This is a genomic window from Streptomyces barringtoniae (assembly GCF_020819595.1).
In the GTDB taxonomy this organism is placed as follows: Bacteria; Actinomycetota; Actinomycetes; order Streptomycetales; family Streptomycetaceae; genus Streptomyces; species Streptomyces barringtoniae.
Genome location: NZ_JAJHNP010000004.1, coordinates 401,574 through 420,059 on the forward strand (window position 1 = coordinate 401,574; position 18,486 = coordinate 420,059).

Here is an 18,486-nt window from a genome sequence, read left to right on the forward strand (position 1 = left end):
AATTTCCCGAACGTGACCCCCCACATCCATCAACGCCCGCTGCAGGCCGTCCTGTTCGACATGGACGGCACGCTCGTCGACACCGAGCGGCTGTGGTGGGAGGCGGTCGAGCAGGTCGCCGGGCGCCCGCTGACCGAGGCCGACCAGCCCGACGTGCTCGGCCGCCCGGTCGAGCACACCGCCGCCTGGCTCGGTACGGAGTCGGGCCGGCCGGAGGTGGAGCTCGCGGCCGAGCTGCACCGCGAGTTCGCCGACCGCGTCCGCACCGGGATCGTGCCCCGGCCCGGCGCACTGGACCTGCTGGACGCGCTGGCCGCCGCCGGCGTCCCCGCCGCCCTGGTCACCGCGTCCCCGCGGGCGGTCGCCGACGTCGTCCTCGACGCCCTCGGCGCCGACCGGTTCGCGGCCTCCGTCACCGCCGACGACACCGCCCGCACCAAGCCGGCCCCCGACCCCTACCGGGCCGCCTGCCGGGCCCTCGGGGTCGAGCCGGCCGCCTGCGTGGCCGTCGAGGACACCGAGACCGGCGTCGCATCCGCCGAGGCCGCCGGGTGCGCCGTCCTCGCCGTGCCGTCCCTCGCACCGATCGGCACCGCGCCCGGCCGGACCGTACGGGACAGCCTCAGCGGGGTCACGGTCGAGGACCTGCGGCACATGGTGACGCCCGAGCTGCGGGTGATGAGCTGGAACCTGTGGCTGGGCGGCAGCGAGGTCGACGACCACCGGGCCAAGCAGCTCAAGGTCGTCCTGGAGAGCGGCGCCGACGTCGTCGGACTCCAGGAGACGGGCGGGACCGCCGCCCAGGAACTGGCCGAGGCGCTCGGCTGGTACCACCACCGGGCCGGCGAGAACCTCGGCGTCATCAGCCGCCATCCCATCACCGCCCGCTTCGGCGACCCGGACGTCGGCTTCTACGGCGCCGCGGGCGTCCGGATCGCCGTGGCCCCCGGCCGCGAGGTGGACGTCTGGACCGCGCACCTGCACTACACGCCGTACGGCCCCTACGAGTCCGCCTTCGACGGGCTGCCGGCGCGAGTGCTGATCGCCCACGAGGAGCTGCGGCTGGCCCAGATGCGGGACGCGCTGGCGCGTATCGCCGAGTCCTCGCGCGACGGCGTCCCGGTCGTCCTGGTCGGCGACTTCAACTGCCCCTCCCACCTGGACTGGCCGGACGTGGCCTGGCCGGTGACGAGGGCCGCCGAGGACGCGGGCTTCGCCGACTCCTACCGCGAGGCCCACCCGGACCCCGCCGCCGAGCCCGGCCACACCTGGTCGCCGATCCATCCGGTGCACGAGGACGGCAGCGGACGGCCCGAGCCACAGGACCGGATCGACTACGTCCTGCACCGGGGCCTGACCGTGCGGGACGCGAGGACCCTCGTCACCGGCAGCCCGCGACCCTGGCCGGACGTCGCGGACAACGACTGGCCCTCCGACCACGCGGCGGTCGTCACCACGTTCTCCTTGACCAGGATGTGACTCCGGGTTACCGCAGGTCACCATTGCGGTACAGGGTGACCATCCCGTAGGTTGTGCCGCGCTCACGCCCGCTACTGACTGGTAACACCGGCAGGTACTCCATGCGCTGGCCCCTCGGCCGTCCCACCACCGTCCGCACGCGGATCGTGGCGCTCGCGCTCGCCCCGGCCGTCGCGCTGATGGCGCTGTGGAGCTTCGCGATGGTGTCCGTCACCTCCGAACTGCGCGCGCTGATCCGGCTCCAGGGGGTGTACGAGGACTTCGGCACCCCCGTGGACACCGCGATCGGGCAGATCCAGATCGAGCGCCGGATGTCCGCCGCCTACCTGGGCGCCCGCCTCGACACGGCCACGGCCGGTCAGCTGCTCGAACAGCAGCGCCGTACCGACCGGGCCGTGGACGCCATGCGGCAGGCGATCCGGGACGGCGACCGCGGCCGGCTCACGGCCCGGCAGCGGCAGGCGCTGGACACCATGGACGCGGCGGCCGGGAAACTGGACGGGCTGCGCTCGCAGGTGCTGTCCCGGCACATCAGCTGGGACCGGGCCGTCGGCGAGTACAGCGCGCTCGTCGAGCCCGGCTTCGACGTGCAGTCCACGCTCACCGCCCTGCAGGCCGGACAGCTCGCCCGCGAGGCACAGGTCGTCAGCGAGCTGGTGCGGGTGCGGGAGTTCGTCTCGCGGGAGGACGCGCTGGTCGCCGGGGCGCGGGCGGCCGGCACGCTGACCGACGGGCAGTACGACACGCTGACCGCGACGATCGAGGACCGGCGGGTGTTCCAGCGCACGTACGTGCCGGACCTGCCCGCCGACTCGCGCGCGCTGTTCGAGGGCTTCCAGCGCGGGGCCCTGTACGGCTCACTGGTGCGCGGCGAGGACGCGCTGCTGCGGGCCGGGGCCACGGGCGCCGGGCGGGCCGTCGCGGCGGACACCTGGCGGTCCACCACCGACCGGGCCGTGAAGCGGTACATGCAGCTGTGTACGCAGTCCGCCGAGAACTCCGCGGCACGCGGACGCGCCTTCGCCTACCGGGAGCTGACCAAGTCGGCCGTCGTCGGCGTGACGGGCCTCGCGGCCGTGGGGCTGTCGCTGTGGTTCGCGGTACGCGGTGCGCGGCGCATCTCGCGGCGCCTGGAGACCCTGCGGGACGCGGCCGACGTCCTGACCCAGCACCAGCTGCCCGATGTCATGCGGAGGCTGAGCGCCGGCGAGGAGGTCGACGCGGTGGCGGAGGCGCCGCCGCTTGCCGCCGACGAGGTGCGCGACGACGAGATCGGGCAGGTTGGCCGGTCCTTCAACACCGCGCGGCTCGCCGCCGTCGAGGCCGCCGTCAAACAGGCGACCCTGCGCCGCGGCCTGTTCGCGGTGCTGCTCAACATCGCGCGCCGCAACCAGGCTCTGGTGCACCGCCAGTTGAAGCTCGTCGACACCCTGGAACGGCGCACCGAGGACCCCGACGTCCTGCGCGAGCTGTTCCGCATCGACCACCTGACCACACGCATGCGCCGGCACGCGGAGAGCCTGATCATCCTCTCCGGCTCCGCGCCCGGCCGCCGCTGGCGCCGGCCCGTGCCGGTCGCGAACGTCGTCGCCTCGGCCGTCGGCGAGATCGAGGACTACGCGCGCGTGGTCGTGCCGCCGATGCCGGAGATCGGTGTCGCGGCGGACGCGGTCGCCGACGTCGTCCATCTCGTCGCCGAACTCCTGGAGAACGCCACGGTGTTCTCGCCGCCGCACACCCAGGTCACCCTGCGCACCGGGCGGGTCGGCAGCGGGTTCGTGATCGAGATCGACGACCGGGGCCTCGGCCTCGACGCCGAGGCACGCACCCACGCCCGCGCCACCCTCACCGACCCCGACGCCTTCGACCCCACCCGCCACGACCGCCTCGGCCTCTACGTCGTCGGCCGCCTCGCCGCCCACCACGGCATCGAGGTGAGCCTCGGGGACTCGCCGTACGGCGGCACGACGGCGGTGATTCTGCTGCCGGAGAAGGTGCTGGCGGAGACAGGGCCCGCAGGACCCGCCGACCCTGTCGAGCCCGTTGCGGCGGGACGGAGCGGCGTACGGCAGACCGGAGAGCCGGAGGACGCGCGGCCTGGGACGGGTGCCCCGGAAGACCGGACGCTGCCCGGTCACGGTCACACCGACGGCCTCGCAACCGTACGGGAGCTGCCGCCCAGGGGCCGTCCCGCGGTCGGTCCGGGTGCGGGGGACTTGCCGTCGGAGGGGCGGTCCGGGGTGTCGGCCGGGGTGGGGGAGTTGCCGTCGAGGCGTCGGCCCGCGGTCGGTCCGGGTGCGGGAGACGTGCCGTCGGGAGGCCCGTCCGGGGTGTCCGTGGGTGTGGGGGAGGCGCCGTCCATCGGGCGGTCCGAGGCGTCCTCGGACGTGGCCGAGCTGCCGTCGGGCAAGCGGGCCGGTTCCGCTCCCGGTGCTGGTGCGCCGCCCGCACGGAGGCGGCCCGGGGCCCGGCCTTCCGGCGACCCGGGGAGCGCCGTCGCCCCGGAGCCGTCTGCCGGTCAGGAACCGGCGCACACGTCGGCTCCCGCCCCGGAGGCCCCCGCCCTCCCCACCCGGGTCCGCCAGGCCTCCCTCGCCCGGGAACTGCGGGAAGACCCGCCCACGCCGGACACGGCACCCGGGCGGGAGGTCGACGCCGAGGAGATGCGGGCGATCTTCGGCGCCTTTCAGCGCGGCCTCGACCGCGGCCGCAAGGGCCTGCCCGCGACCGACGCGACCGCCCGCAGCTCCGGCACCGCGAAGCCGACGGAACGGCAGCTCCCAAGGGGCGCGGGGAACGGCGCGACCAGCCCCCACGCACCCGCACCCGAACATGCACCGGCACCCGCACCCGCACCCGAACACGCACCCGCACCGGCACCCGCACCCGAACACGCACCCGCGCCCGCGCCCGCACCCGCACCCAAACACGCACCCGCACCGGCACCGGCACCCGAACACGCACCCGCGCCCGGGCCCGACCACGCGCCCGCGCCCGACCACGCACCACCCGTACCCGCACTCGCCCCTGACCAGGCACACGCACACGAACCCGCCCCCCACCACGCGGACAACGCCCCCACCGACGCCACCCCCGCCCCCCTGACCAGCCACGCCGACGAAGGGACCGACACCGATCATGAACGGTGACGACCAGACCCCGGAGCCGCAGGACCCGCCCGCGGGAGCGCCCGGCACGGACCTGGGCTGGCTGCTGGACGATCTCGTGGCGCGCACCGAGCACGTCCGCCAGGCCGTGCTGCTGACCGCCGACGGCCTCCCGCTCAGCAGCTCGGACGGGATGCGCCGGCGCGACATCGAGCATCTGGCGGCCGTCTGCTCCGGCTTCCACGGCCTGGCCCGCTCGGCGGGGGAGCGGTTCGGCGCGGGCGAGGTGCGGCAGACCATGGTGATGCTCGACGACGCCTACCTCTTCATCACCCCGGCCGGGCACGGCAGCCGGCTCGCCGTCCTCAGCGAGGCCGGTACCGACGTCGGCCAGCTCGCCCACGAGATGGCCCTGCTCGTCCGCCGCCTCGGCCGCCATCTGGACGCGGCCGCCCGCAGCCCCAGATGATCCCGCGGTGAGCGACGAGCACTGGTACGAGGACGAGACCGGGTCGATGGTGCGCCCCTACACGGTGACCCGGGGCCGCACCAGACCCTCGGGCGCGCACGCCATCGACCTGATGTCCCGGGTCACCGCGCTGGACGCCGACGCGCCCGGACGGGACGTCGATCACGCCCGTGCCGCCCTGCTCGACCTGATCCGGCGCGGCCCGCGTCCCGTGGTGGAGCTGGCCGCGGACGCCGACCTGCCCCTGACCGTGCTCCGGGTGCTGCTCGGTGACCTGGCCGAGGCGGGCCTCATCCGCATCGACGCGCCCCGCCGCCACGCGGCCGGCGGCCCGACGGCCGATCCGATTCTGCTGCGGGAGATCGTGGAGCGGCTGCGCGAGATCTAGGGTTTGTCACAGCCGTGTGCGAGAGCAGTATTGATCGGAACGCATCAACGGCGGCCGGTGTCTCAGGGAGCAGCACGTCACCCAGACCGCTGAAGGGGAACCATGCGCGTCCACAAGCTCTCGCTGCTCGCCGTCGTCGCCGTCGCAGGCCTGTCGCTCACCGCCTGCCAGGGCAGTGGCAAGAGTTCGTCCGGCTCCGGCGGCTCCTCCACTCCGAGCTCGCAGAGCTCCGCCTCCCAGGGTTCCGGCTCGCAGGCCTCCGACGGCAGTGCCGCCTCCGACGGCAGTGCCGCCTCCAGCGGCACCTCGGGCAAGGGCACCGCCGGCGGCCAGTCCGGCACGAGCGGCGGCGGCAGGGCCGCGGGCGGGGGTTCCGGCGCGTGCCCGACCTCCCAGCTCGCCTTCAGCACCTCCGGCGGCATGGCCGAGGGCACGCTCCTCGTCAACCTGAAGAACACCGGCTCCACCGCCTGCACCCTCAAGGGCTTCCCCGGCGCCGACCTCAAGAGCAAGGACGGCACGGTCAGTGCCAAGCGGAGCACGGTCGCCCCGGTCGCGGTCAGCGTCAAGCCGGGCGAGGAGACCCGCTTCACCCTGCACTACCCGCCGAACAACTCCGGCGGCAGCGGCGAGACCTTCACGAGCCTCGTCGTCACCCCGCCGAACGAGACCCACTCCCGCACGCTGCCCGTCAGCATCAACGTGCCGGTCTCGGACGGCGGCGGCCCCGCCGTCACCGTCGACCCCGTCGGCACCGGCAAGTAGCCGCACCTAGAGCCTCGGCTGCCAGGGCACGACCTTGAAGTCACCCGTGCCCTGCTTCACCTTCTCGAAGGGCGCGGAGGACACGCACGGCGGCAGGTCCTTGGTGTCCGTGGGACTGCCGACCCCCGCCCAGCTGTAGCCGAGCCGGTCGTGCCGGCCGAGGTCGTGGACCGTGACACCGACCCGCCTGCCCTTCGCCCCGGGCAGGTCGGAGGCGGTGATCACGCCGGAGACGACGGCGACCTCGCCGCCGGTCACCAGACAGTCGACCCTGGCCCTGGCCCAGGCCCCCCGACCGTGCAGGTAGTGGCTGAACGCGAAGGTGCCCGTGGCCCTGCGCGGGTTCCGGGTGTCCTTCGCCGCGAGGTGCGCGTCGAAGGTGAAGGTGATGTCGTCCCCGGCCGACCGGTACAGCTTGGCCGTACCAGTCAGCGCGGCGGCCTCCCGCTGAGCGTGCTCCGCCGCCGGCCGGGGACTGTCCGCCCCGCCGCCCGAGGCCAGCGCCGCCCCGGCCGTACCGGCAGTGAGCAGCAGGGCGGCGGTGAGCGTGACGGCGGCGATCTTCGTACGACGCTTCATGGCGGTCCTTTCCGCAGGTCGAGCGCGTGAACTGAACGCTCACCACTCTCCCGGCGGCGGGCCGGGCGCACATCGCTCCGCAGGCGGGAACCCACCTCCGCCGTCCGGCGGGGAACCCCGGCCGTGACCTGCGTCTCGGGGAGGACGGGATGCGGCCCCGAGGGGGCGCAACGAATCGCCGTACGACCCGCACTCCACGCAACGAACCGCGCACGGGCGCGCAACGGCTCCTTCTTGTCCGGCCGAGCGCGCCGACCGTACCTTCTTAGTGACCTCCTAACCCCCCGCGTCCGGTGAGGAACACGCATGCGCACCGCCCTGCTCCAGAGCTCCGGCCGCCCCGGCTCGATCGCCGAGAACCTCAAGGTCCTCGACGAGGCCGCGGGCCGTGCCGCCGCCGCGGGCGCCGCGCTGCTCGCCGCACCGGAGATGTTCCTGACCGGGTACGCGATCGGAGACGACATCGCCCGCCTCGCCGAGCCCGCCGACGGCGACAGCGCGGACGCGATCGCCGAGCTGGCCCACCGGCACGGCCTGGCGATCGTCTACGGCTACCCGGAGCGCGACGGCGAGACCGTGTACAACTCCGCCCAGCTGATCTCCGCCGACGGCACCCGGCTCGCGAACTACCGCAAGACCCACCTCTTCGGCTGCTTCGAGCGCGACCACTTCACGCCCGGCGAGCAGCCGGTCGTCCAGGCCGAGCTGAACGGCCTCACCGTCGGCCTGATGATCTGCTACGACGTCGAGTTCCCGGAGAACGTGCGCGCCCACGCCTTGGCCGGCACCGACCTCCTCGTCGTCCCGACCGCGCAGATGCACCCCTTCCAGTTCGTCGCCGAGGCCCTGGTGCCGGTGCGGGCCTGGGAGAACCAGATGTACGTCGCGTACGTCAACCGGGTCGGCCAGGAAGGGGAGTTCGAGTTCGTCGGCCTCTCCGTCCTCGCCGGTCCCGACGGCATCGCCCGCGCCCGGGCCGGCCGCGCCGAGCAGCTGGTGTTCGCCGACGCCGACCCCGCCTCCCTGGCCGCCTCCCGCGAGGCCAACCCGTACCTGCAGGACCGCCGCCCCGGTCTGTACGGGTCCCTGATCTGAAACCCCCTGAGCCTTCCCCTGAACTTCCCCCCGAGTTCTTTCGCGCAAGGAGTCCGTACCCCATGACGTCCACGGTGCCCAACGCCGTCGAGCACACCGACGAGCAGCAGCCGCCGATCACCATGTTCGGCCCGGACTTCCCCTACGCCTACGACGACTTCCTCGCCCACCCGGCGGGCCTCGGCCAGATACCCGCGACCGAGCACGGCACCGAGGTCGCGGTCATCGGCGGCGGCCTGTCCGGCATCGTCGCCGCGTACGAGCTGATGAAGATGGGCCTCAAGCCCGTCGTCTACGAGGCGGACCAGATCGGCGGCCGGCTGCGCACGGTCGGCTTCGAGGGCTGCGACGAGACGCTGACCGCCGAGATGGGCGCGATGCGCTTCCCGCCGTCCTCCACCGCCCTGCAGCACTACATCGACATGGTCGGCCTGGAGACCAGGCGCTTCCCGAACCCGCTGGCCGAGGCCACCCCCTCGACCGTCGTGGACCTCAAGGGCGAGTCGCACTACGCCGAGACCGTCGACGACCTGCCCCAGGTGTACCGGGACGTCGCCGACGCCTGGAACAAGTGCCTCGACGAGGGCGCCGACTTCTCCGACATGAACCGCGCCATGCGCGAGCGGGACGTCCCGCGCATCCGCGAGATCTGGGCAAAGCTGGTCGAGAAGCTCGACAACCAGACCTTCTACGGCTTCCTCTGCGACTCCGAGGCCTTCAAGTCCTTCCGGCACCGCGAGATCTTCGGTCAGGTCGGTTTCGGCACCGGCGGCTGGGACACCGACTTCCCGAACTCCATCCTGGAGATCCTGCGCGTCGTCTACACCGAGGCCGACGACCACCACCGCGGCATCGTCGGCGGCTCCCAGCAGCTGCCGCTGCGCCTGTGGGAGCGCGAGCCGGAGAAGATCGTCCACTGGCCGTACGGGACCTCTCTGAAGTCCCTGCACGTGGACGGCGAGCCCAAGCCGGCCGTGACCCGGCTGCACCGCACGGCGGGCAACCAGATCACCGTGACGGACGCGAACGGCGACATCCGCACCTACAAGGCGGCGATCTTCACCGCCCAGTCCTGGATGCTGCTGTCCAAGATCGCCTGTGACGACTCGCTGTTCCCGATCGACCACTGGACCGCGATCGAGCGCACCCACTACATGGAGTCCTCGAAGCTCTTCGTGCCCGTGGACCGGCCGTTCTGGCTGGACAAGGACGAGGAGACCGGTCGGGACGTCATGTCGATGACGCTGACCGACCGCATGACCCGGGGCACCTATCTGCTGGACGACGGCCCGGACAAGCCCGCCGTGATCTGTCTGTCGTACACCTGGTGCGACGACAGCCTGAAGTGGCTGCCGCTGTCCGCGAACGAGCGGATGGAGGTCATGCTGAAGTCGCTGGGCGAGATCTACCCGAAGGTCGACATCAGGAAGCACATCATCGGCAACCCGGTGACGGTCTCCTGGGAGAACGAGCCCTACTTCATGGGCGCGTTCAAGGCGAACCTGCCCGGCCACTACCGCTACCAGCGGCGCCTGTTCACCCACTTCATGCAGGACCGGCTGCCCGAGGACAAGCGGGGCATCTTCCTCGCCGGCGACGACATCTCCTGGACGGCAGGCTGGGCCGAGGGCGCGATCCAGACCGCGCTGAACGCGGTCTGGGGTGTCATGCACCACTTCGGCGGCGAGACCGACCCGGCCAACCCCGGCCCGGGTGACGTGTACGACGAGATCGCCCCTGTGGAGCTGCCCGAGGACTGACCAGAAACGAGCAAGGACCAAGGCGCGGGCGGCCGGACTCAGACTCCGGCCGCCCGCGCCTTTTCAAAGACCTCCGCGGCGACGTCCGTCAGCTCCCGTGCGTCCCGCGCGGTGCCCTGGAGGTCGATGAGGATCTCGTCCAGGCCGATACCGGTGTACTCGACGAGGTCCGCCACGATCTGGTCGACGTCGCCCTGGAAGGGCCGGCGGTCCGTGCCGTCGTACGGCTTCGCCCGGCGGCTGGTGTTCACCCGCAGCACGGTCCGGACGGGCTTCGTACGGCCCCGCTCCTCGGCCAGCTCCCGCAACTGCCGCCACTGGGCGGCGACCGCCTCCGCACCGATCGCCACCGGCAGCCAGCCGTCGGCGTGGTCGACTAGCCTCCGCAAGGCCCGCTTGCCGCCCGCGGCCAGCAGCACCGGGATCGGCCGGGCGGGCTTGGGCCCCACCACGGCGGAGGCGATCCTGGTAGACCTGCCTTCGTAGACGACCGGATCCGGACCCCACACCGCCCGGCACACCTCGATGATCTCGTCCAGGGCCGCGCCCCGCTCCTCGAACGGCCGGACGGCCGACGCCGCGTACTCGTCCAGGGACCAGCCGGTGCCGAAGCCCGCGATCACCCGGCCCCCGCTCGCCGCGTCCAGCGAGGCCAGGGCCTTCGCGAGCTGGAACGGCACGTGGAGCGGCGCCACCAGGACGCTGGAGCCGAGTTCCGCCCGCTCGGTGGCCGCCGCGGCCAGGGTGAGCGTGACCAGCGGGTCCGCCACGCTCCGGTACTGGTCGGGCCAGGGCAGGCCCTCGACGCCGTACAGACCCTGGGTGGCGGGCTCCGGGAACAGAGCGCGCTCGAAGACCCACAGGCTGTCGTAGCCGATCCGTTCGGCGGCGCGTGCCACCGCGGGTACGTCCGTGCCGATCGAGTACTGCCGCATCTGGGGAAGACTCAGGCCGAGCCGGGTCGCCATACCGCTGCTCCTCTGTGATCGGATACTCGACGGGCAATGTACGGCGACGGCCGGGATGTTCCGAAGGAGGCTCGCGCAGGGGCGGAAACCGGCCGGGTTCAGTCGGTGAGCGGCGTCAGCAGCATCCGCCCCGCGAAACCCACCGCCGTGTCCAGCCGTTCGGCGAACTCCTCGGCCATGCCGGCGCAGTGGCGCAGCGCCCACAGGGCCCGCGCCGCCACCCAGGCCGCGTCGCGGGCCCGCTCCAGGCTCCAGGAGCCGAGCAGGTGGGTCAGGGGGTCGGCGATCTGCAGCAGATCGGGACCCGGCATCAGATCCTCGCGGATCCGCTCCTCCAGCGCGACGAGGAACTCGCCCACGCGGTCGAACTCGTCCTCCAGGTCGGGCGGTTCGCAGCCGAGCGTACGGCAGGCGTCCACCACGGCGAGCGCCAGGTCGTGCCCGATGTGCGCGTTGATGCCCGCCAGCGCGAACTGCAGCGGCCGTACCCCGGGGTGGCGGCGGAGCTGGAACAGCGGACGCCAGCAGGCGGGCGGGCGGCGGTCGGCGGCAGCGGCGTCGACCGCCGCGAGATAGCGCTCGGCGAACCGCACGTCCAGCGCGATCGCCGCCCGTGGATCCGGGAACTCACCGATCTCCAGGTGCCGGTCGACCTCCTCGGTGACGGTGAGGTAGACGCGGTTGAACACGGCGACGCCGTCCCGCTCGGGCAGCGTCGCACCGATCGCGCGCATCCGGGAGACGACCGCGTCGACGGGAGTGCTGAGTTGTTCCAACTGCGCCATGGAGGAAGGGTCCCAGCCCTGCCCCGAGGGACGCACCGACCGGCCGGAGACATCGCCGGAACGGGGGAACACAGGACGGGAACGGCGGCAGCAGCGGGAAAAAGAGGGCGCGCGGACCGGCCGCGTCAGCCTGGCGAAGGCAATGAGGTGAAGCCGCCGGGGAAGTCCGACGGCTGCCGGGGCGCGGCCGGGACGTTCACGCCGTCGTAGATCTACGACTTGGCGCGCGGAGCCCCCTCCTCGCCGGCGTCCGCGTCGTAGGCGGAGGTGCCCTCGTCCAGCAGTGGCTCCTGCTGCTTCAGATGGGCCGGGGCGAAGGCGCGCAGTGCGTGGTAGCCCGTGATGACGACCAGGGTGCCGAGGGCGATGCCGCTGAGCGAGAAGTTGCTGGTGAACTTCAGGCTGACGTTGCCGACGCCGATGATGATGCCCGCGGCGGCCGGCACCAGGTTCAGCGGGTTGCGCAGGTCCACCTTGGCGTGCAGCCAGATCTGGGCGCCCAGCAGGCCGATCATGCCGTAGAGGATCACGGTGATGCCGCCGAGGACCCCGCCCGGCACCGCGGCCACGATCGCGCCGAACTTCGGGCAGATTCCGAAGAGCAGCGCGAAGCCGGCCGCGGCCCAGTAGGCGGCGGTGGAGTAGACGCGGGTCGCCGCCATCACGCCGATGTTCTCGGAGTAGGTGGTGTTCGGGGGGCCGCCCACCGCGGTGGACAGCATGGACCCGACGCCGTCCGCCGAGATCGCCGTACCGAGCTTGTCGTCCAGCGGGTCGCCGGTCATCTCGCCGACCGCCTTGACGTGACCTGCGTTCTCCGCGACCAGAGCGATCACGACCGGCAGCGCGACCAGGATCGCCGACCACTGGAAGGACGGCCCGTGGAAGTGCGGCAGTCCGATCCAGTCGGCCTTGGAGACGCCGGAGAGGTCGAGGCGCCAGTGGTCGGTGACCCTGCCGCTCGGACCCGCGGAGTGGATCTTGCCGAAGATCCGGTCGAAGGCCCAGGAGATGCCGTAGCCGAAGACCAGCCCGAGGAAGATCGCGATTCGGGACCAGAAGCCCCGCAGGCAGACCACGGCCAGCCCCGTGAACAGCATGACCAGCAGGGCCGTCCACTGGTCCTGCGGCCAGTAGGTGGAGGCGGTGACCGGGGCGAGGTTGAAGCCGATCAGCATGACGACCGCGCCGGTGACGATCGGCGGCATGGCGGCGTGGATGATCCGCGCCCCGAAGCGCTGCACCGCGAGCCCCACCAGGAACAGCGCCACACCGACGACGAACACAGCGCCGGTGACCGTGGCACTCGTGCCGCCCTGGGCGCGGATGACGGCGGCCACGCCCACGAACGACAGGGAACAGCCCAGATAGCTCGGCACCCGGCCGCGGGTGGCGAGCAGGAAGATCGCGGTCGCCACGCCCGACATCATGATGGCCAGGTTCGGGTCCAGGCCCATCAGGACGGGCGCGACGAAGGACGCGCCGAACATCGCGACCACGTGCTGGGCGCCCAGACCCACCGTGCGGGGCCAGGAGAGCCGTTCGTCGGGGCGTACCACCGCTCCGGGCGCGGGCGTGCGCCCGTCACCGTGCAGCTTCCAGCGCACGCCGAGGTCCATGTGCGGTTTCGCTTTCTTACGTACGTGAAGACGGTCCGAACCATTGTCACGGGTATCGAGCGGTTCTACGCTCGCACGGTCCTACTCGTGAACCTAGTTCATATATCTGACTCACACTGATCGATGACAGATCGGAGAGCTCGATGAGTGGAAGATCCCGTGCGGCCGTGCTGCTGGCCGCGGTGGTGACGTTCGGGGCCGCGCTCGTGCCGTCCGCGCACGCCGCCCACGCCCCCTCCGTGCACGCCGCGCCGAAGGCCCCGAGGACCGCCGTCCTCGACGGCGGCCGGCTGCAGCAGACCCGCGCCCGTCTCGGCCACGACCCCCGACTCCAGCGCGCCCTGCGGGACCTGACCACCCGCGCCGACACCTGGCTGGACCAGGGCCCCTGGACGGTCGTCGACAAGCCGAGGCCCGCACCCGGCGGCGACGTCCACGAGTACCTGAGCCAGGCCCCCTACTGGTGGCCCACGACCACCCCCACCGCCGACAACCCCTGGGGTTGCCCGTACGTCCAGCGCGACGGGCAGCGCAACCCGGAGGTCGACAGCGGAACGGACCGGCAGGACGCCGAGAAGGTCTTCGACTCGACGTACGACCTCGCGCTCGCCTGGTACTACACCGGCAGGCGGGCCTACGCCGAGAAGGCCGGGCAGATCCTGCGCACCTGGTTCCTGGACCCGGCCACCCGGATGAACCCGGACCTGGACCACGCCCAGTTCATCCCGTGCAAGTACGACGGCCGGGCCATCGGCATCATCGACTTCTCCCAGTCGTACACCAGCGTCCTCGACGCCCAGGCGATCCTGGCCGCCGGCGCCCCCGGCTGGAGCGCCGGGGACCGCACCGCGATGGGCAAGTGGAACGCCGACTTCCTCGACTGGCTGAAGAACAGCGACTTCGGCAAGCAGGAGGGGGCGGCCGCCAACAACCACGGCACCTTCTACGACATGCAGCTCGCCGCCCTCGCCTACGCCACCGGCGACACCGCCCTGGCCCGGCGGACCGTCCTCGACGCGCGCGCCAAGCGGATCGACCCGCAGATCGCGGCGGACGGCGGCCAGCCGCAGGAGCTCGCCCGGACCCGCAGCTGGCACTACTCCACCTTCGACCTGGTCGCCTACACCCGGCTCGCGGCCATCGGCCGGCACGTGGGCGTGAACCTGTGGTCGTACCAAGGCCCGGACGGACAGAGCCTGTTCAAGGCGGTCGACTATCTGCTGCCGGCCGCGACCGGCGCCGCCGCGTGGTCGCATCCGGAGCTGGAGTTCCACCGGTACGCGGCCACCGACGTCGTGCACGCGGCGGCCGATGCGGGGGACGCGGCGGCCGAGGGGGCCGTGGCGAAGCTGGAGACGCCGCCCGGCGGGGACCTGTGGGCGCTGCGGCCCGCCGCCGAGCAGCTGGACTCCATAGCGGGCTGACCGGCCCAGGCCAGGGCTCCTGAGCGGTCGCTTAGTATGGAACCGCCCCAGGGAAACGTCCTGGGGAACCGTCCCAGCAGCGATGTTCAGGAGCCCGCCCCCGTGACCGCCGAAGCCCCGATCGCGCCCGTCGTCTCTTACGGCAGGCTGGTCCCCGTCACCGTGCACTTCGACGACCTCGACGCGCTCGGCCTCCTGCACAACGCCCGCTACCCGCTGCTGGTAGAGCGCGCCTGGACCGAGCTGTGGAACGCGCACGGCGTCCGCTTCGACGGCGACTGGCACGCGGCCGGCGACGCCTGCAACGCGGTCCGCGAACTGCGCATCGGCTACGAGGCACCCGTGACCAGCCCTGGCACCTACGCCGTCCACCTCTGGCTGGACCGGCTCGGCACCACCGGTCTCACCTACGGCTTCCGCTTCTGCTCGGCCGACGGGACGCGGACCTACGCCCAGGGCACCCGGGTGCTGGTCCGGCTCGACGTCACGACCCTGCGCCCGGCGCCCTGGACCGACGCCTTCAGGGCCGTGGGTCGGGAACTGCTGCGGCCGGCCGGCTGACCTCGGCCCGGCCGCCGCGCTCGGCGCTGCGCAGCACGCCCGCGAACCCCGCGAGCCCGCAGGCCAGCGCCGTCACCACGCAGAACGACACCACCAGGCTGGTCGCCTGGGCCACCCCGCCGATCAGGCTCGGCGCGATCAGGCCCGAGGTGTAGGTGATCGTCGCCACGCCCGCGATGGCCTGGCTCGGGTTGGGCCCGGCATGCCCGGCCGCCGCGAAGCACAGCGGTACGACCACCGCGATACCCAGCCCCATCAGCGCGAACCCGCCCATCGCCACCGCCGGGTGCCCGGCGACGACGATCAGCAGACCGCCCAGCACGGCCAGGACGCCGCCGGCCCGGACGGTACGGACCGCGCCGAACCGGTCCACCACCGCGTCCCCGGCGATCCGCGCCACCGCCATCGTCAGCATGAACCCGGTCGTGCAGGCCGCGGCCACTCCCGCCGAGCTGTCCAGCCGGTCCCGCAGGAACACCGCCGACCAGTCCAGGCTCGCGCCCTCCGCGAACACCGCGCAGAAGCCGACCGTGCCGATCAGCAGTGCCGAGCGGGGCGGCAGCGCGAACCGCGGCGGCGGTTCCTCGTCCTCGGCCGGCTGCAGGTCCAGCACCCAGGTGCAGGCCACCAGGCCGAGCACCGTCAGCACGGCCGAGGCGAGCGAGAAGTGCAGCCGGGCGTCGGAGCCGAGGTGGGCCGCGAGCGTGCCGGCCGCCGAGCCGACCAGGGCGCCCGCGCTCCACATGCCGTGCAGCCCGGACATGATCGACTTGTCCAGCAGCCGCTCGATCTCGACGCCGAGGGCATTCATCGCCACGTCGGCCATGCCCGCGCTCGCGCCGTAGGTGAACATCGCCAGGCACAGGGTGTACAGGTTCGGCGCAAGGGAGGGCAGGGCCAGGGAGAGCGTCCACAGCGCGAGCAGTCCGCGCAGGGCCGTACGGCTGCCGTACCGGTGGCTGATCCGGCCCGCCAGCGGCATCGCGCACGAGGCCCCGAGCGCCGTGAAGGCCAGCGCGAACCCCAACTGGCCCGCGCCGAGCGAGGCGTGCTCCTGGATCCACGGCACCCGGGTGGCGAAGGAGCCGGTCACCGCGCCGTGCACGGCGAACACGGCCGCCACGGCGTACCGGGCACGCCTCACTTCGTCGCGCGCGTATCCCACGTCACTCATGTCCCAGTCCCTCCCCAGGGTCGCCGCTGCGGCATGCGCCGTAAACTATCAGGGACCCTGCCTGATAGATAGACGGTTTTACGGCCGCCGTCGGCGCCTCTCGGTGCGCCGATCTGGAAGGATTCCCGTCATGCCTGCATCACCCAGCACCGCCCGGGCCATCAACGACCGGCTGGCCCTGCGCCTGCTGCAGCAGGAAGGCCCGCTCACCGCCGGGCAGTTGAAACAGCTGACGGGCCTGTCCCGGCCGACGGTCGCCGACCTCGTGGAACGGCTCACCGCCGCCGGGCTGATCACGGTGGTCGGCGAGTCCGGCGAGCAGCGCCGGGGCCCCAACGCCCGGCTGTACGGCATCGTCGCCGACCGGGCCCACCTCGCCGCGCTCGACGTCCGCACCGGCGGTGTCTTCGTCCTCGTCTCCGACCTGGTCGGACGGGTACTGGCCGAGGCGTCCGTGCCGATCGGCGGCGACGCCGGGACCGGTCCGGCCGTCGAACAGGCGGTGGCCGCGGTGGAGCGGACTGCGAAGGAGGCCGGGGCGGACCGGCTGCACACCGTCGGCATCGGCGCGCCGGGCCTCATCGACCCGGCCACCGGCGACCTGCGCGACTCCGGCGGCCTGCCCGCCTGGCACCGCAGCCTTGCCGCCGCGCTGCAGGAACGGCTGCCCGGGGCACGCGTCACCGTGGAGAACGAGACCAACCTCGCCGCCCTGGCCGAGCAGCGCGAGGGCGCCGCCCGGGACCGGGACACCTTCGTCCTGCTCTGGCTGGGGCATGGCGTGGGGGCGGCGGTCGTCCTCGACGGCACCCTCCGCCGCGGTGCCTCGGGCGGCACGGGCGAGATCGGCTTCCTGCCGGTACCGGGCACCGGCTCGCTGCCCTCGGCCAGGGACTGCGACGGCGGCTTCCACTCCCTGACGGGCGCGGCGGCGATCGGCGCCCTGGCGGCGGAGCACGGCCTGCCGGTACCGGCCGCGATGGACGGACCGGGCACGGCGGTGGTGATCCGGGACGCTGTGGCGGAGGTGACGGGGGAGGGGAGCGACTCCCCTCCGGCTTCGGACGCCTCGGGGGCCGGACGGTCCGCCGAGCGCTTCCTCCATGTCCTCGCCGACCGGATCGCCGTCGGTGCCGCGTCCGTGGTGGCCGTGCTCGACCCCGGCTGTGTGGTGCTCGGCGGAGAGGCGGGACAGGCCGGCGGTGCCGTGCTCGCCGGGCTGGTGGAGGAGCGGTTGCGCCGTATGTCGCCCCTGACCACGGAGGTACGGGCGAGCATCCTCGGCGGCGCGGCGGTCCTGCGCGGCGCCCTGCTGACCGCACGTGACCGCGCGCAGGACGACCTGTTCGCACCCCAGGACCGGAACTGACGGCACGCCGGACGCTCCTCCGCCAGCCGCGCGGCACACGGCCGCCAGGGCGCCGGCGCGGGTGGCACGGGCGACGCAGAAGTGCGGCTCCCCCTCTCCCTCACGGCTGCTGTGTCAGCCGCCGAAGCGGCGTCCCAGATACTCCTCGAACGTCGTCTTCCCCACCGCCTGTTCCGGCGCCAGCAGCCCGCCCTCGCGGCAGGCGCGGTAGGTCCGGCCGAACAGCGGCACCTGGGCCACCGCCCGCCGCCGCCCGGTCGCGCGGAGGTAGGCGCGGGCCAGCGAGTCCAGGGTCCGCACTTCGGGGCCGCCCATGTCCGCCACCCGCCCGGCCGGCGCGGCGAGCGCCAGCTCGGCCAGGCGGTCCGCGACCTCGGCCACCTCCACCGGCTGGTCCGGGACCCCGGCCGGGACGAGCATGACGGGCGACTTGGCCAGTCCGCCGAGGGTCGTGACCAGGAGGTCGTGGAACTGGGTCGCGCGCAGGACGGTCCAGCCGGTCCCCGACTCCTCGATCCGGCGCTCCACGGCCAGCTTCGTCTTGTAGTAGCCGAGCGGGACCCGGTCGATGCCGACGATGGAGATGTAGACCAGATGGCCCACACCGGCCCGCCGCGCCGCCGCGATCAGATGATCGGCGGAGACCTCGTCCCCGCCCCGCTGGGTGGTCGCGCAGTGCACCACGGTCTCCACCCCGGCGAGCGCGGCGTCCAGACCGCTGCCGCCCACGCGCAGATCGACGGCGTACGGCTGCGTGTGCCGGCTGAGCACCCGCACCTCGTGCCCCTCCGCCCGCAGCCGCTCCGTCACACGCCGGCCGAGCGTGCCGGTCCCGCCAGTCACCAGGATCGTGGTCATGCTGTTGCCGTCCCTCCGGACTCCGCGTGCCCCTGGTCGGAGCACCTTCGACAGCTGAGACCACGCAGCCCCCGGCGAATGTGACA

16 protein-coding genes are annotated in these 18,486 nt (G+C 73.0%); 10 read left to right on the forward strand and 6 right to left on the reverse strand.

What is annotated here, in order from left to right; translation table 11 throughout:
- Positions 1–12: 12 nt before the first annotated feature.
- From LMU33_RS09025 to LMU33_RS09045, 5 genes are all read left to right on the forward strand, one after another.
- Positions 13–1,479 carry an HAD-IA family hydrolase gene (locus tag LMU33_RS09025; protein ID WP_308280762.1) on the forward strand — a complete coding sequence of 489 codons (1,467 nt, stop codon included), beginning with the start codon at positions 13–15 and terminating at the stop codon, positions 1,477–1,479.
- 101 nt (positions 1,480–1,580) lie between these two features.
- The gene (locus tag LMU33_RS09030; RefSeq protein WP_228618947.1) at positions 1,581–4,628 is read left to right on the forward strand and encodes a sensor histidine kinase; all 3,048 of its coding nucleotides are present in this window, start codon (positions 1,581–1,583) and stop codon (positions 4,626–4,628) included.
- Positions 4,618–5,055, forward strand: coding sequence for a roadblock/LC7 domain-containing protein (locus LMU33_RS09035; RefSeq protein WP_228618949.1), 438 nt, complete (start codon positions 4,618–4,620; stop codon positions 5,053–5,055). Before LMU33_RS09030 ends, LMU33_RS09035 begins: the two co-directional genes overlap by 11 nt.
- Before the next feature lie 7 nt (positions 5,056–5,062).
- The gene (locus LMU33_RS09040; protein WP_228618950.1) at positions 5,063–5,443 is read left to right on the forward strand and encodes a DUF742 domain-containing protein; all 381 of its coding nucleotides are present in this window, start codon (positions 5,063–5,065) and stop codon (positions 5,441–5,443) included.
- 102 nt (positions 5,444–5,545) lie between these two features.
- On the forward strand, positions 5,546–6,208 hold the full coding sequence (locus LMU33_RS09045) for a DUF4232 domain-containing protein (RefSeq protein WP_228618952.1): 663 nt from the start codon (positions 5,546–5,548) through the stop codon (positions 6,206–6,208).
- A 6-nt stretch (positions 6,209–6,214) separates the two neighbouring features.
- Here the strand turns inward: LMU33_RS09045 and LMU33_RS09050 are convergent, their stop codons facing one another.
- Positions 6,215–6,787: a Repetin gene (locus tag LMU33_RS09050; RefSeq protein WP_228618953.1), complete on the reverse strand. Its 573-nt coding sequence runs from the start codon at positions 6,785–6,787 to the stop codon at positions 6,215–6,217.
- A gap of 306 nt (positions 6,788–7,093) precedes the next feature.
- Here LMU33_RS09050 and LMU33_RS09055 point away from each other — a divergent pair, with 306 nt between their 5' ends.
- Positions 7,094–7,882 (forward strand): carbon-nitrogen hydrolase family protein, encoded by a 789-nt coding sequence (locus LMU33_RS09055; protein ID WP_228618955.1) that lies wholly within the window; start codon positions 7,094–7,096, stop codon positions 7,880–7,882.
- A gap of 62 nt (positions 7,883–7,944) precedes the next feature.
- Entirely contained in the window at positions 7,945–9,642 is a 1,698-nt protein-coding gene (locus tag LMU33_RS09060) for a flavin monoamine oxidase family protein (RefSeq protein ID WP_228618956.1), read from the forward strand.
- Positions 9,643–9,680: 38 nt separating this feature from the next.
- Here the strand turns inward: LMU33_RS09060 and LMU33_RS09065 are convergent, their stop codons facing one another.
- The 3 genes from LMU33_RS09065 to LMU33_RS09075 all read right to left on the reverse strand — a co-directional run bounded on the left by LMU33_RS09065 (position 9,681) and on the right by LMU33_RS09075 (position 13,014).
- The gene (locus LMU33_RS09065; protein ID WP_228618958.1) at positions 9,681–10,610 is read right to left on the reverse strand and encodes an LLM class F420-dependent oxidoreductase; all 930 of its coding nucleotides are present in this window, start codon (positions 10,608–10,610) and stop codon (positions 9,681–9,683) included.
- A 98-nt stretch (positions 10,611–10,708) separates the two neighbouring features.
- Entirely contained in the window at positions 10,709–11,395 is a 687-nt protein-coding gene (locus tag LMU33_RS09070; RefSeq protein WP_228618960.1) for a DUF5995 family protein, read from the reverse strand.
- Positions 11,396–11,607: 212 nt separating this feature from the next.
- On the reverse strand, positions 11,608–13,014 hold the full coding sequence (locus tag LMU33_RS09075) for a uracil-xanthine permease family protein (RefSeq protein WP_228618961.1): 1,407 nt from the start codon (positions 13,012–13,014) through the stop codon (positions 11,608–11,610).
- Between the two features lie 143 nt (positions 13,015–13,157).
- Between LMU33_RS09075 and LMU33_RS09080 the strand changes: the two genes are divergently transcribed.
- Positions 13,158–14,438 carry an alginate lyase family protein gene (locus tag LMU33_RS09080; protein ID WP_228618963.1) on the forward strand — a complete coding sequence of 427 codons (1,281 nt, stop codon included), beginning with the start codon at positions 13,158–13,160 and terminating at the stop codon, positions 14,436–14,438.
- A 102-nt stretch (positions 14,439–14,540) separates the two neighbouring features.
- On the forward strand, positions 14,541–14,999 hold the full coding sequence (locus tag LMU33_RS09085) for an acyl-CoA thioesterase (protein WP_228618965.1): 459 nt from the start codon (positions 14,541–14,543) through the stop codon (positions 14,997–14,999).
- On the opposite strand, the gene LMU33_RS09090 is transcribed toward LMU33_RS09085, so the two are convergent.
- Positions 14,959–16,173 carry an MFS transporter gene (locus LMU33_RS09090; protein WP_228618967.1) on the reverse strand — a complete coding sequence of 405 codons (1,215 nt, stop codon included), beginning with the start codon at positions 16,171–16,173 and terminating at the stop codon, positions 14,959–14,961. The genes LMU33_RS09085 and LMU33_RS09090 overlap by 41 nt on opposite strands.
- Positions 16,174–16,303: 130 nt before the next feature.
- On the opposite strand from LMU33_RS09090, the gene LMU33_RS09095 reads away from it, so the two are divergent.
- Positions 16,304–17,542 carry an ROK family transcriptional regulator gene (locus tag LMU33_RS09095; protein ID WP_228618969.1) on the forward strand — a complete coding sequence of 413 codons (1,239 nt, stop codon included), beginning with the start codon at positions 16,304–16,306 and terminating at the stop codon, positions 17,540–17,542.
- Between the two features lie 114 nt (positions 17,543–17,656).
- Here the strand turns inward: LMU33_RS09095 and LMU33_RS09100 are convergent, their stop codons facing one another.
- The gene (locus LMU33_RS09100) at positions 17,657–18,400 is read right to left on the reverse strand and encodes an SDR family oxidoreductase (RefSeq protein ID WP_228618970.1); all 744 of its coding nucleotides are present in this window, start codon (positions 18,398–18,400) and stop codon (positions 17,657–17,659) included.
- Between the last annotated feature and the right edge of the window lie 86 nt (positions 18,401–18,486).

Bases quoted from the DNA above. Each gene is read 5' to 3' on its own strand.
- LMU33_RS09090 (WP_228618967.1), bottom strand. From the start codon at position 16,173: ATGAGTGACGTGGGATACGCGCGCGACGAAGTGAGGCGTGCCCGGTAC.
- LMU33_RS09080 (WP_228618963.1), top strand. From the start codon at position 13,158: ATGAGTGGAAGATCCCGTGCGGCCGTGCTGCTGGCCGCGGTGGTGACG.
- LMU33_RS09070 (WP_228618960.1), bottom strand. From the start codon at position 11,395: ATGGCGCAGTTGGAACAACTCAGCACTCCCGTCGACGCGGTCGTCTCC.
- LMU33_RS09050 (WP_228618953.1), bottom strand. From the start codon at position 6,787: ATGAAGCGTCGTACGAAGATCGCCGCCGTCACGCTCACCGCCGCCCTG.
- LMU33_RS09065 (WP_228618958.1), bottom strand. From the start codon at position 10,610: ATGGCGACCCGGCTCGGCCTGAGTCTTCCCCAGATGCGGCAGTACTCG.
- LMU33_RS09055 (WP_228618955.1), top strand. From the start codon at position 7,094: ATGCGCACCGCCCTGCTCCAGAGCTCCGGCCGCCCCGGCTCGATCGCC.
- LMU33_RS09075 (WP_228618961.1), bottom strand. From the start codon at position 13,014: ATGGACCTCGGCGTGCGCTGGAAGCTGCACGGTGACGGGCGCACGCCC.
- LMU33_RS09100 (WP_228618970.1), bottom strand. From the start codon at position 18,400: ATGACCACGATCCTGGTGACTGGCGGGACCGGCACGCTCGGCCGGCGT.
- LMU33_RS09095 (WP_228618969.1), top strand. From the start codon at position 16,304: ATGCCTGCATCACCCAGCACCGCCCGGGCCATCAACGACCGGCTGGCC.
- LMU33_RS09035 (WP_228618949.1), top strand. From the start codon at position 4,618: ATGAACGGTGACGACCAGACCCCGGAGCCGCAGGACCCGCCCGCGGGA.
- LMU33_RS09060 (WP_228618956.1), top strand. From the start codon at position 7,945: ATGACGTCCACGGTGCCCAACGCCGTCGAGCACACCGACGAGCAGCAG.
- LMU33_RS09045 (WP_228618952.1), top strand. From the start codon at position 5,546: ATGCGCGTCCACAAGCTCTCGCTGCTCGCCGTCGTCGCCGTCGCAGGC.
- LMU33_RS09030 (WP_228618947.1), top strand. From the start codon at position 1,581: ATGCGCTGGCCCCTCGGCCGTCCCACCACCGTCCGCACGCGGATCGTG.